This window comes from Mesorhizobium sp. M1307 (genome assembly GCF_040318155.1).
Classification (GTDB): Bacteria; Pseudomonadota; Alphaproteobacteria; order Rhizobiales; family Rhizobiaceae; genus Mesorhizobium.
In genome coordinates, this window is sequence record NZ_JAMYLR010000002.1 from 205,091 (window position 1) to 217,160 (window position 12,070).

Consider the following 12,070-nt stretch of genomic DNA (forward strand, 5'->3'; position numbering starts at 1 on the left):
AACTGACGCCGTTGGACGCCTGCGATGCGGTATCGTTTTCGTGTGACAGCCAGATGAAAGCTTTGTGAAAGCGATGCCCCGCAGTATGAAAAAGTAAACTCTTTTTAACCGGCTGTAGCAATCGCTTCGCGATTCTTTTTCCGGCTAACTAGTTTCGATCTTGCCTTTCATCTTTCCCCCTTTCCTTTGCTTCTTTTCCTAACTCGATTTCCGATGCGAAAATTGTCTCAGACGGCGCCGGCGATGGCGTTTTCGAGCAGCGTCAGCGCCGCCTTTTTGGTCAGCTTGACCGGGTTGCCGCCGGCGGTCGGATCGACCACCGCCATGTCGGCGATCAGGCCCTTGCGTTTCTTGTCCATGTCGAGCCCCTTGATCAGGCTGGGCAGCGCATGCGGCACCTTGAGCTCCTTGCGCAGCTTGATGATCGCCTTCGCAAAACCGTCGAAGCCGCCCTTGATGCCGCAATAGGCGGCAAGCCGGGCGATGCGCGGCTCGATCGCCTCTCGGTTGAAGGCCAGCACGTAGGGCATGAACACGGCGTTGGTCATGCCATGGTGGGTGTCGTAGAGCGCGCCGATCGGATGCGACAGCGAATGAATCGCTCCAAGCCCTTTCTGGAAGGCGGCCGCTCCCATGGCAGCGGCGCTCATCATGTTGGCGCGGGCGACCAGATCCTTGCCGTTGGCATAGGCTTTCGGCAGGTTTTCGAAGACCAGCCTTATGCCTTCCACGGCGATGCCGTCGGCCATCGGGTGATAGCCCGGCGCGCAATAGGCTTCGAGGCAATGGGCAAGCGCATCCATGCCGGTGCCGGCTGTGATGAAGCCCGGCATGCCGACCGACAGCTCCGGATCGGCAATGACGATCGCCGGCAAAAGCTTTGGATGGAAGATGACCTTCTTGGTATGGGTCGCTTCATTGGTGATGACGCCGGCGCGGCCGACTTCCGAGCCGGTGCCGGCCGTGGTCGGCACGGCGATGATCGGCGCGATCGCATCGGCATCGGCGCGTGTCCACCAGTCGCCGACGTCCTCGAAATCCCAGACCGGCCGTGTCTGCCCGGCCTGGAAGGCGATGAGCTTGCCGAGATCGAGCGCCGAGCCGCCGCCAAAGGCAATGACGCCGTCATGCTTGCCCTTCTTGAACACGGCAATGCCGGCGGTCAGGTTGGAATCCACCGGGTTCGGCTTGACCTCGGAAAACACGCCATACGGCACCTTGGCGTCGTCGAGGATCTTCAGCGTCGAGGCCACCACCGGCAGCCTGGCCAGTCCCGGATCGGTGACGAACAGCGGCCGCTTGATGCCGGTCGCCACCAGCACCTCCGGCAGCTCCTTGATGCGTCCGGCGCCGAAGCGGACGGTCGTCGGGTAATTCCATTTGGAAACGAGTTTTGTCATTTCGACCTTCTTGACTGCTTTCGTGCTCTTGGATGTCATTAGTTCACAAAGGTGTTGGCCACACGTTCCGACCGCATCATGTACGGAACCCAGATGACTGCGGCCCATATCGAGCGCGAAATTCCGCCCAGGGTGTCTGCGTCGTACGCGTCGGCCAATTCTGGAACGGCGGTAGGAAAAGCCAGATGCACAGCCCATGGATCGAGAACGGCATATACCGGCATCGCGAATGCCCAAATCATGTACCAGCCGGGGAATATCTGCCAGCGCTTGAACATGAAGAACAATAATAGGGCCGGGGCCGAAAGGTTTAGTATGCCGAATATCACCAATTCGGCAAGAATCAGGGCACCTTGAGAAAAACTGAAGGTCTGCCAGTCGAAGCCGAGATAGTCGGTATTGTGCAGTTGTACCAACCCCAGTATCGGCGTGAGCATCAACCCGAGCATCGGCAGGACAAGCCATCCGCCGATACCCTCTGGACCCTCACGATCTGGCAGCGCCGATTGTTGTATATCCGCCATTACTCCCCCTCAGCAGCGATCGCATGCTTGTCGATCGTCACCTTAGATCACCTCGCGCAGATGGTATGATTTCGGCCTGGTCAGATTGTCGTAGCCGATGGCCGACAGTGCCGCGCCCTTGCCGGTGTCCTTGACGCCGGTCCAGACCAGCGCCGGGTCGAGATAGTCGCAGCGGTTCATGAACACGGTGCCGGTCTCGACGCGGTCGCCGATCGCCGCCGCGTGGTCGGTGTCGCGCGTCCAGATAGAGGCCGTCAGCCCATAGGGGCTATCGTTCATCAGCGCGATCGCCTCCTCGTCGTTGCGCACCTTCATGATGCCGACGATCGGGCCAAAGCTTTCCTCGCGCATGACGCTCATCTGGTGGTCGACCTGGGTCAGCACTTCCGGCGCCAGATAGGGCGAACCTTGCCTGTCGTTGGCCACCTTCATGTTGATGTGTGCCCTGGCGCCCTTGCGCAACGCCTCGGCCTTCTGCTCGCGGATCAGGTCGGCGAAGCGCGCCTGCGCCATCGGCCCCATGGTGGTCGCCTGGTCGAGCGGATTGCCGACGACGTAGTTCCTGGTCTCGGCAATGAAGCCCTCGACGAATTCGTCGTAGACCTTCTCGTGGACATACACGCGCTCGATGCCGCAGCAGCACTGGCCGGAATTGTAGAAGGCGCCGTCGACCAGATTGGCAACGGCATGGTCCATCTTTGCGTCCGGCAGTACATAGGCCGGATCCTTGCCGCCGAGTTCGAGGCCGAGCGTCATGAAGGTGCCCGCCGCCGCCTTTTCGATGGCGCGGCCGCCGGCGACCGAGCCGGTGAAGTTGACATGGTCGATCTTGCCGGAGCCGAGCAGCCTTTCAGTCTGCGCGTGGTTCAGGACGAGGTTCTGGAACAGGCCCTTGGGCAGGCCGGCCTTATCAAACGCCTGCTGAAACCGTTCGCCGACCAACAATGTCTGTGCCGCATGCTTGAGGATGACGGCGCTGCCCGCCATCAGCGCCGGGACGATGGTGTTGACGGCGGTGAGATAGGGATAGTTCCACGGCGCGATCACCATGACGACGCCGAGCGGCATCTTCTTCACATAGCGCCGAAAGCCGTCCTTCGGGTTGGAGGCCATGACCGGCTTCAAGGCCGCCTCGGCGATCTCGACCATGTAGCTGACGCGTTCCCTGACGCCGCCGAACTCGCCGCCATAGCGCACCGGCCGGCCCATCTGCCAGGCGATCTCCGGCACGATCTCGTCGGTCATGGCGACCAGCGCTTCCAGCATGGCAAGCATGTACTTGCCGCGCTCGACGACCGGCGTCTCAGCCCACTTCTCCTGCGCCGCCTTGGCACGTTCGACCGCGGCACCGATCGCCTGGTCGGTGGCAAGAGGCCGTTCGGCATAGATCGAACCGTCGACGGGGGATTTTATCTTGACCGTTTCGGTCATGCCTTGGGTCCTCGCATTCTACAATAATGTCGTTGGTTAGCGCCGCCCTCATCCGCCTGCCGGCACCTTCTCCCGTATACTGACGGGGAGAAGGGACAAGCTCAGCGCCGGGCCCCCTCTCCCCCGTTCTTCACGGGAGAGGCTGAGGGTGAGGAGCGGCGCCAACGTTGCCAGATTATTCAATACCGCTCGAACCCCCTGTGCAGTTCCCAGTCCGTAATCCGGCGGTCGTACTCGAACTGTTCCCAGTGTGCCGTGTGGACGTAATGTTCCAGCACATCGTCGCCGAGCGCCTGCCTCAGCATTTTCGATTCCGCCAGTGTCGCGGTGGCGTCGCGCAATGTCTTTGGAATTTCGGGCAGCTGCGAGGCCTGGTAGGCATCGCCGACGAAGGGCTTCTGCAGGTCAAGCTTTTCATCGATGCCGGCAAGCCCGGCCGCGATCAGCGCGGCGAAAGCCAGATAGGGGTTCAAATCGGCGCCGCCGATGCGGCATTCCATGCGGATGCCTTTGGTGCCCTCGCCGCAAAGACGGAAGCCGGCGGTGCGGTTGTCCTCGCTCCACATGATCTTGGTCGGCGCAAACGTGCCGGCCTGGAAGCGCTTGTAGGAATTGATGTAGGGCGCCAGGAACCAGGTGAATTCCTTGGCATATTTGAGCTGGCCGGCCGCCCATTGCTGGCCGAGTGTCGACAGCGTCCACTCGGCATTTTTGTCGTAGAACAACGGCGTCTTGCCGTCGGCGCTCCACAGCGAATTATGGATGTGGCTGGAATTGCCGGCGAGCCCGTAATTGTACTTGGCCATGAACGAGATCGCCTTGCCTTCGGACTCGGCGATTTCCTTGGCGCCGTTCTTCAGGATGACGTGGCGGTCGGCCATGTCGAGCGCCTCGGCGTAGCGGACATTGATCTCTTCCTGGCCTGGCCCCCACTCGCCCTTCGAATTCTCGATCGGGATGCCGGCCGCCTCCATCTCGTTGCGCAGCCGGCGCATGACGCCTTCTTCCTTGGTGGTGATGCCGATCTGGTAGTCGCCGATGTAGGGCGATGCCGTCTCGAGGCCCTGCCAGTGCTTCTTGCGGGCGGAATCGTAGGTTTCGCTGAACAGATAGAATTCGAGCTCGGAAGCGAAATAGCCGATATAGCCGCGATCCTGCAGCCGCTTGACCTGCTTCTTCAGCATGGCGCGCGGCGAATGCGCTAGGTCGTCATGGGTATGGTGGTCGAGCACGTCGCAGATCACCAGCGCTGTCTTCTCCAGCCACGGAACGAGCCGCAGCGTCGCAAGGTCCGGCTTCATGACGAAATCGCCATAACCCTTCGACCAGCTTGCCGCCTTGTAGCCGGGCACCGGTTCCATATCGATGTCTGCCGCCAAGAGATAGTTACAGCCATGCGTCTCGTCATGCGCGGAATCGACGAAATAACGGGCCAGGAAACGCTTTCCCGCGAGCCGCCCCTGCATATCGACGATGCAGGCCAGCACCGTGTCGACCTCGCCGCTGGAGACCGCTTGCTTCAACTGATCGAACGAGAAATTTCCGGCCATTCCTTTGGCACTCCAGCGCTTGTCGTTTCGGGCTTGTCACTTTGAAAAGGAAACGAAAACCACGGCCGGCGCGAATGCCGGCCATGGTCATGAGAGGGGGTCAGGCGCCGGCTTCGCCTATGGCTAGCTCGGCTGCCTTGATCGCCGCCTGACGCTTTGCGATCTGGTCGCCGATGGGCGGACCCTGGAAGCGGCGGTTCTCGAAACCGAACCAAAGCACCGCGGTCAGCACAATGAAGCCCAGGGTGATATAGAGCACTTTGTCGTTCGGCGGCTGGATGGCGATGTAGAAGATGATCGCCATGCCGATGACCGACAGGATGCAAAACAGCTTGAACAGGCCGGCGCCGAGGTTCCATGGGCCGGGGTTCGGCCATTTTTCCGTTCCGAAAGCCATCATGCCGAGCACGATCGGAATGATGAAGGACAGAAACAGGAACACCAATGTCGAATTGACGACGATGGTATAGATGTTCGTGCCGCCGACCGAGATGAACTGGGCAAGAAAGACATAGATTACCTCGAGCACAGCAGCCGTCCAAATCGCATTGACCGGCGTGCGCCAGGTCGGGCTGACCTTGGCTAGCGAGGCCGAGCCGACCGGCATGCCGCCGTCACGCGAGAAGGCGAAAAGCATGCGCGAGGCAGAGGTGACCGTTGCCAGACCGCAGAGGAACTGCGCGATCAGGATGCCCAGATAGAGCAGTGTCTTCAGCCACGCCGGCAAGATCGCGTCCATCGTGGCGAAGAACACGCTCCAGCCCTGCTTGGCGCCGGCCGCCAGATCCGGAATCGCCAGTACGATCGCGCACAGCATCACCCAGCCGATCAGCGACGACCAGACTACGGACGAAACGATTGCCCGCGGAACCGAGTGCGCCGCCCTCAACGTTTCTTCCGAAGTATGCGCCGACGCGTCATAGCCAGTGATGGTGTAAACCGGCAGCAGCAGGCAGAGCAGGAAGAGATACGTCATGGAATCGGACTGCGGGAAAACACCGCCGCCCGCGTCGCCCGAATAGTTCGTGAACGTCCACAGCCGCGTGATGTCGATCGCTGGAGCAAACATCAGGCAGGCGACGATCAGCACGGCTGTCGTTGCCAGGATCAGGAAGCCGGAGGCGTCCGTCAACATAGCCGTCAATTTGATGCCGAAATGATTGAGCAGCGCCTGCAACACGGTGATGAAGGCGACAAACCCGACGATCTCACCAGGCGTGCCAGTCATGCCGAAGGCTCCGCCGAAAGTGCCGACGAAGAAGAAAGCAGTACCGATGTTGATGGCGCCGAGCACGGTGATCAGGCCGAGCAGATTGAGCCATGCGGTGAGCCAGCCAGTGAAACGGTTCCCTAGGATGGATGCCCAGTGATAGAGGCCGCCGGCGGTCGGAAATGCAGAGGCGATCTGGGCCATGGCGAGCGCGAAAAATCCCGAAACCATGCACCCGACGATCCAGCCGATGCCAGCGCCGGCGCCACCGATGGACGACGTCGCTTGCGCGAAGGAATTGATGCCGCCTGAGAGGATGCAGATGATTGAGAACGAGATCGCGAAATTCGAGAAGCGGCTCATGCTTCGCGACAGTTCCTGAGCATAGCCCATTCCGTGGAGAACTTTCAGGTCCTCCTTCTTGTCAACTTCGCTGTAACCCGGTGCTACCATTTTAAAGTCCCCTTTTGGTTTCTTAGCTGGCCGATTGAACTGACTTTCCGACTGCGCTTGGTCTGGAGGCCTTGGCCGCTTCGGGCTCCAGATTGAGAAAAATACCGGTGAGCAGATCCGCCCATTTCCGCTGCCCGGCCGCGCCGGCGATCTCGTCGTTGCGGATTTCAATCATTGCGCAGGGCAGCCCGCGCGAGCGCGCATGGCGTTCCAGCGTGAAATAGACCCGGTCGGCCGGCGAATAGGGTTCGTTGACGCCGACGCTGACGCCGGCAAGCCGCTTCAGTGTCGCGATCAGCGGCGCCGCCAGCCGGCGATCCTCGTCGTGGATGATGCCGATGTGCCAGGGCCGGCTTTTGCCTTTGTAGAGCGGCGTGAAGGAATGGATCGAGACCAGCCTGGTCTCCCGCCCGGCCGCCAGGCGCTCGTCGATGACCGTTGCGATCCGCTCGTGAAACGGTCGCCACGCCAGCGCGATGCGCGCCTCCCGCTGGTCGGCCGAAAGTCCCTGGTTGGCCGGGACCACGGTTTTTTCGCTGGCGCTGACCGTCACTATCAGGTCCGGCGCGTCGAGCGGGCGGTTGCAGTCGATGATGAGCCGCGAGATGCAGGTCTCGACCAGCGTCGCATCGAGCGCCTCGGCCATGCGGCGCGCCACCGGCAAGGCGCCGGGATCCCAGGCGATGTGGCGGGAAAGATCCTCGGCGGCAAGGCCGAGCGTTCCGAATTCCGGTGGCAGGAAATTGGAGGCGTGGTCGCAGGTCAGCACGAAGGGGCTCGATCCGCCGGGGTTCGTCACCCTTACGGTTTCAGGCGATGCAAGGCTGGCGGGCCGTGCTGTCTCCATTGTCTGCTGTCCCCGGGGAGCGCTGTATCGTATGTTACGTATTTTGCCTCATTGCGTCCCTGCGGATGATTTCATACAGTTTGGCCGGCTTTGTCAAACGCGATTTCGATAATGCGGTAACGGCACGGCCAGGGTGGGGAAAAACATGGTTTCCAGCATTGCCGAACTGATCTCCGACCGCATGGGCACCATGCCGGCAGGCGAGCGGCGCGCAGCACAAACGCTGATCGCCAGCTATCCGCTGATCGGGCTGAAGACGGTCGCCGAATTCTCGGCTGCCGCCGGCGTGTCGTCGCCGACGATCCTGCGTTTCGTCGCCCGGCTCGGCTTCCAGAACTATCCGGAATTCCAGTCGACGCTGCAAGACGAACTGGCGGCGCAATTGCAGTCGCCGGCCTCGCGCACGCTCAATCCGCCATCGCAGGGCGCCAGCGCCGTCTCGCCGATGCTGGAGGCGACGCTCGACAATATGCGCGAGACATTCCGGCATCTCTCGGACAAGCAGCTTGCCGACATCGTCGCCAAGCTGGCCGACCGGCGCGGCAAGACATTCTTGATCGGCGGCCGCTTCACCGACCCGCTGGCGCGCTACATGGCCGCCCACCTCGCCATCATCCAGCCCAACGTTTTTCACCTCGGCGGGCAGGAAAGCGTCTGGCGCGACCGACTGATCGACATGGGTAAGCGCGACGTGCTGGTGATCTTCGACATCAGGCGCTATCAGGACAGCCTCGTCCGTTTCGCCGAGACCGCCAACCAGCGCGGCGTGCAGATCGTGCTGTTTACCGACCAGTGGCTGTCGCCGATCGCCCGCTTCGCCCGCCACGTCATCGCCGGGCGCACCGCAGTGCCTTCGGCGTGGGACTCATCCGCCGCACTTTTCGTCGTTGCCGAAGCGCTGATCGGCGCGGTCACAAGGCAGCTCGAAGCCGACGGCGCCAAACGCATCCGCGAACTGGAAAGCCTGCGGTAGAGCCCCTCCGGAAAGGGACGCGTTTCGCTTCGGTCTAGTCCACTAAAAAACTGATCATCTGCAGGATCAGGATCAGCAAAAAGACGCCAAAGGCAGTCGCAAAAATCGCTGCCAGCAGGACGGTGCGTTGTTTCTTACCCATGGCTTTCCCCCCGAAAGCATAGTCCCCGTCCACGAATACGAATGTCAGTCCCGCCCCACTGCTCGGCCACCTCCCAACTCCTCAAGACCCGCCTGCGGCTTGGGCGGAGGAGTAATGACGACTTGCTTCACGTGCGAAATTAACCGCTTACAAGGTGCTCGTTAACGGAAATGGCCGCATCATTCATCCGACCCATGTCACGGCCGAATGACCACCTTGCATTTCGGGCTTAACCATTCAGCCGCTAAGCGTGCCCCACCCCAGCTACTTTACCCATGGCAAGCATGATCGAAGTTCGGCTAGCCTTGTCGACGTGACGCCGCTCGCTTGAATAACCAGGCAAAAGCGCAGTGAACTGCGCGGAGGAATTCGATGAGCTATCTGGACGAGCTGTTCTCAGTCGCCGGCAAGAAGGCGCTGGTCACCGGCGCCGCGACCGGCATCGGCCGCATGGCGGCGACCGCTCTGGTCAAGGCCGGCGCCACCGTGATGATCGCCTCGCGCAAGGGCGAGGATTGCGTCGGAGTTGCCGGCGAACTGAACGGGCTTGGCGCCTCCGGCCGGGCCGAGGGTTTCGCCGCCGACGTCTCCAGCGAGGCCGGCATTGCAGCACTTATCGCCGAGGTCCAGGCGCGGACCGAGCGGCTGCATATCCTGGTCAACAATGCCGGCATCTCCTGGGGCGCGCCGCTGGAAAGCTTTCCCTACCATGCCTGGGCCAAGGTGTTCGGCGTCAACGTCACCGCGGTCTTCCACCTGACGCGCGAATTGCTGCCTCTGCTCGAGGCCGCCGCCAGCGATGCCGACCCGGCCCGGGTGATCAACCTCGGATCGGTGATGGGCACGCAGCCTTTGGCCGAAGATGCCTACTCCTACTCGGCCTCGAAGGCCGCGGTTCACCACCTGACGCGCATCCTGGCAATCGAGTTCGCCGCCCGCCGCATCACCGTCAACGCCTTTGCGCCTGGCCCTTTCCAGAGCCGGATGACGGCCTTCGCCACCGGCACCGAGGACCAGGCAAGACATATCGGCAACCACGTTCCGATCGGCCGCATCGGCGCACCGGATGACATTGCCGGCGCAACGCTCTATTTGTGCAGCCGGGCCGGCAGCTATGTCACCGGCGCCATCCTGCCGATCGATGGCGGGCAGTCGGTGCAACACGGGCTGACATTGTTCAAGGAATGAGACGCACGCCATCCGGCGAGTGAAATGCCGGGGGTGAAGATGGAGGACATCAGCGTGGAACCGATCAGTCTCGATGTGCTTCTGGCCAACGTCGGCAAGGAAGTCGGCGTGTCGCCATGGCGGGTCGTCACCCAGCGCATGATCGACCAGTTCGCCGATGCCACCGACGACCATCAGTTCATCCATTGCGATCCGGAACGCGCCAGCCGCGAAACGCCGTTCGGCGGCACCATCGCGCATGGCTTCCTGTCGCTTTCGCTGTTGTCGGCGATGACCTTCGAAACCATGCCGCCGCTGGAAAACAGCAAGATGGGCGTCAATCACGGCTTCGATTCGCTGCGCTTTCTGGCGCCGGTGAAGACCGGCTCGCGCATCCGCACCCGTTTCGTGCTGGCCGACGTCAAGGTCAGGCCGTCGGGGTGGGTGCAGACGGCGCACGACGTGACGATCGAGATCGAGGGCTCGAAAAAACCGGCGCTGACCGCGCGCTGGCTGACGCTGACGCTGATCGAACGCCAGCCGGAAGCGGTCTGACTCTCGTCGGGCTGAGAAGCCCAAATCTATCTGTGCCAAATCTATTTGGCTTCGGCCGCGACGTACTTCATGTGGCGGCTGACCTGCAGCGCAATGTAGACGACCAGTGAACAACCGATTGGGAACACGATCTCGTTGAGGCCGGTTGCGATCGCCTGTGGCATTGCGAGAGCAGCGTCATTTGCCGCGGCCGTCTCGATGGTCAGCACCGTGATGCCGCCGCCGAATACCGCGCCTATCAGGGCGCCTGCCAGCGCGAAATGGAGCGGACGCGGTTCTTCCTTCGATGCCAGCGACGCCAGTGCCCAGCCGAGCAGCCCGTATTCGATCGCCCGCAGCACACCGAGCGTCGTGAGCGACAGGATGGCCGGCTTTGCCGCCGCGTCCAGCGCGCTGACCATAACCTTTTGCGTCCCTTTGGCGATGCCCATCGCCAGTGGCGCCGAAATCGCACCGATCAGGCCACCGAGCGAGGCTCGCACCTTGGTGAGCGCCGTGCCGAGGCTGACGCCGGCGCAGACGAAGAACGGCCAGGTCACGCCTTGCGCCAGTTCGATCAGAACCTGCGTCGTCGCGGGGTAGGCACCTGCCGCAAATCTGACGGTCAGAATGAGAGCTTCCATGGCGAAGCCGAGCGCGATCGCCAGCCATACGACAGTCAAGCTTCTGCTTCGTGCCACCCTTGCCCGACGTCGTACAGCGTATATATGCTGCATCAAGCCATCAGTCATAAGGCAGTAGAAAGTTGCAGCTAAGCGTCCAGGAGCGCCGCGAAAAACAAAAGGCCGAACTGCGTTCCGAACTTGTCGACGCCGCGCACAAGCTTGTCCAGGAAGAAGGCTATGACGGCCTCACCATCCGCAAGCTCGCCAAGCGCGTTGGCTATGCGCCGATGTCGGTCTATTCCTATTTCGCCGACAAGCAGGACATCCTGTTCGCGCTGGCCGAGGATGCCTTCGAGACCTTGGCCAGGCGCATCGCAAATCATACGGCCGACGACCCGATCGAGGCGCTCAAGGCGGTGCTTGTCGAATACGCCGCCTTTGGGCTGGAAAATCCCAACGAATACCGCACCGTCTTCATGACCGAAAAAGTCAGGCCGCCAGCCGGAAAGACCTTCGCCGAAATGGAGAGCGGCAACCCGGCGATGAAAGTGCTGATCGCGAGGGTCGAAGCCTGCGTTGCCGCCGGCAGGCTCAAAGGCGATCCACGCGCCATCGCCACCATGCTGTGGGCGGTCGGCCACGGCGCCATCTCGCTGCTGATCACCTTCCCGTTCTACCCGTTCGGCGACCAGACGACGTTCATCACACGGATCGGCGACATCATGCTCGAAGCCATCGCCGCGCACGAGATTGCGCCGCTCACGCCGCCAGTCAACTGCTGAAGAGCGGCGCTCCTCCCGATCTGCAGGATCTTCTCCGAACTATCTGCGCTGCGGCGCCGGGCGTTCGGCAATTCTCCGTACGCGTACGATTTTGCTTGAACATCGGGAGTCCAGGGCGTATCTGTACGCAATGCCGTACATGTACGAGAAATTCAATAGCTGAACCGGAGACCGACGATGAAGAAGGCAATCCTCACGCTCGCCGCCCTGCTGGCGCTCTCTGGCGCCGCATTTGCCGGCAGCAGTCAGCCAGCCAAGCAAGAAGCGGCCTGCGTCGACACCAAGACCGGTGCTAAGCTCGATTGCGCGCCGACCGGATCGCTTGAAAACGCCGATGCCGCGGCCCACAAGGCTGGGAGCAAAGGCCCGAGGCTCGGCATCGGCATCGACCCATGGATCGTGCCAAGCAGCTTCTGAGCCGATCGGGTGAC

General features: G+C 61.8%; 12 protein-coding genes. 5 read left to right on the plus strand and 7 right to left on the minus strand.

Features of this window, described 5'->3' with window-relative positions:
* Positions 1-227: 227 nt before the first annotated feature.
* The 6 genes from NKH16_RS05030 to NKH16_RS05055 all read right to left on the minus strand — a co-directional run bounded on the left by NKH16_RS05030 (position 228) and on the right by NKH16_RS05055 (position 7,415).
* The gene (locus NKH16_RS05030) at positions 228-1,400 is read right to left on the minus strand and encodes an iron-containing alcohol dehydrogenase (RefSeq protein ID WP_352742105.1); all 1,173 of its coding nucleotides are present in this window, start codon (positions 1,398-1,400) and stop codon (positions 228-230) included.
* Positions 1,401-1,438: 38 nt separating this feature from the next.
* Complete coding sequence (locus NKH16_RS05035; protein ID WP_352742107.1) at positions 1,439-1,924, minus strand: DUF2569 domain-containing protein; 486 nt, start codon at positions 1,922-1,924, stop codon at positions 1,439-1,441.
* A 42-nt stretch (positions 1,925-1,966) separates the two neighbouring features.
* Positions 1,967-3,355 (minus strand): aldehyde dehydrogenase family protein, encoded by a 1,389-nt coding sequence (locus NKH16_RS05040; RefSeq protein WP_352742109.1) that lies wholly within the window; start codon positions 3,353-3,355, stop codon positions 1,967-1,969.
* Positions 3,356-3,534: 179 nt separating this feature from the next.
* Positions 3,535-4,905 (minus strand): glutamine synthetase family protein, encoded by a 1,371-nt coding sequence (locus NKH16_RS05045; RefSeq protein ID WP_352742111.1) that lies wholly within the window; start codon positions 4,903-4,905, stop codon positions 3,535-3,537.
* Positions 4,906-5,005: 100 nt separating this feature from the next.
* Positions 5,006-6,568 (minus strand): amino acid permease, encoded by a 1,563-nt coding sequence (locus NKH16_RS05050; RefSeq protein WP_352448255.1) that lies wholly within the window; start codon positions 6,566-6,568, stop codon positions 5,006-5,008.
* Positions 6,569-6,590: 22 nt separating this feature from the next.
* Positions 6,591-7,415, minus strand: a complete 825-nt coding sequence (locus tag NKH16_RS05055) for an N-formylglutamate amidohydrolase (RefSeq protein ID WP_352448256.1) — start codon at positions 7,413-7,415, stop codon at positions 6,591-6,593.
* Positions 7,416-7,560: 145 nt separating this feature from the next.
* Here NKH16_RS05055 and NKH16_RS05060 point away from each other — a divergent pair, with 145 nt between their 5' ends.
* From NKH16_RS05060 to NKH16_RS05070, 3 genes are all read left to right on the plus strand, one after another.
* A complete protein-coding gene (locus tag NKH16_RS05060; RefSeq protein WP_352448257.1) occupies positions 7,561-8,388 on the plus strand; it encodes a MurR/RpiR family transcriptional regulator in 828 nt (275 codons plus the stop codon).
* A 514-nt stretch (positions 8,389-8,902) separates the two neighbouring features.
* Complete coding sequence (locus tag NKH16_RS05065; RefSeq protein WP_352742113.1) at positions 8,903-9,718, plus strand: SDR family oxidoreductase; 816 nt, start codon at positions 8,903-8,905, stop codon at positions 9,716-9,718.
* Between the two features lie 39 nt (positions 9,719-9,757).
* Positions 9,758-10,252 (plus strand): MaoC family dehydratase, encoded by a 495-nt coding sequence (locus tag NKH16_RS05070; RefSeq protein WP_031211357.1) that lies wholly within the window; start codon positions 9,758-9,760, stop codon positions 10,250-10,252.
* 41 nt (positions 10,253-10,293) lie between these two features.
* Here the strand turns inward: NKH16_RS05070 and NKH16_RS05075 are convergent, their stop codons facing one another.
* Complete coding sequence (locus NKH16_RS05075; RefSeq protein WP_352742115.1) at positions 10,294-10,914, minus strand: hypothetical protein; 621 nt, start codon at positions 10,912-10,914, stop codon at positions 10,294-10,296.
* Between the two features lie 83 nt (positions 10,915-10,997).
* Between NKH16_RS05075 and NKH16_RS05080 the strand changes: the two genes are divergently transcribed.
* Both NKH16_RS05080 and NKH16_RS05085 read left to right on the plus strand, forming a co-directional pair.
* A complete protein-coding gene (locus NKH16_RS05080) occupies positions 10,998-11,639 on the plus strand; it encodes a TetR/AcrR family transcriptional regulator (protein ID WP_023675343.1) in 642 nt (213 codons plus the stop codon).
* A 177-nt stretch (positions 11,640-11,816) separates the two neighbouring features.
* Entirely contained in the window at positions 11,817-12,056 is a 240-nt protein-coding gene (locus tag NKH16_RS05085; protein ID WP_352742117.1) for a DUF680 domain-containing protein, read from the plus strand.
* Positions 12,057-12,070: the final 14 nt, after the last annotated feature.

What these genes read in the sequence shown, in the direction of transcription:
- NKH16_RS05035 (WP_352742107.1), bottom strand. Translation starts at nt 1,924, where the DNA reads ATGGCGGATATACAACAATCGGCGCTGCCAGATCGTGAGGGTCCAGAG.
- NKH16_RS05070 (WP_031211357.1), top strand. Translation starts at nt 9,758, where the DNA reads ATGGAGGACATCAGCGTGGAACCGATCAGTCTCGATGTGCTTCTGGCC.
- NKH16_RS05055 (WP_352448256.1), bottom strand. Translation starts at nt 7,415, where the DNA reads ATGGAGACAGCACGGCCCGCCAGCCTTGCATCGCCTGAAACCGTAAGG.
- NKH16_RS05045 (WP_352742111.1), bottom strand. Translation starts at nt 4,905, where the DNA reads ATGGCCGGAAATTTCTCGTTCGATCAGTTGAAGCAAGCGGTCTCCAGC.
- NKH16_RS05085 (WP_352742117.1), top strand. Translation starts at nt 11,817, where the DNA reads ATGAAGAAGGCAATCCTCACGCTCGCCGCCCTGCTGGCGCTCTCTGGC.
- NKH16_RS05030 (WP_352742105.1), bottom strand. Translation starts at nt 1,400, where the DNA reads ATGACAAAACTCGTTTCCAAATGGAATTACCCGACGACCGTCCGCTTC.
- NKH16_RS05050 (WP_352448255.1), bottom strand. Translation starts at nt 6,568, where the DNA reads ATGGTAGCACCGGGTTACAGCGAAGTTGACAAGAAGGAGGACCTGAAA.
- NKH16_RS05065 (WP_352742113.1), top strand. Translation starts at nt 8,903, where the DNA reads ATGAGCTATCTGGACGAGCTGTTCTCAGTCGCCGGCAAGAAGGCGCTG.
- NKH16_RS05040 (WP_352742109.1), bottom strand. Translation starts at nt 3,355, where the DNA reads ATGACCGAAACGGTCAAGATAAAATCCCCCGTCGACGGTTCGATCTAT.
- NKH16_RS05060 (WP_352448257.1), top strand. Translation starts at nt 7,561, where the DNA reads ATGGTTTCCAGCATTGCCGAACTGATCTCCGACCGCATGGGCACCATG.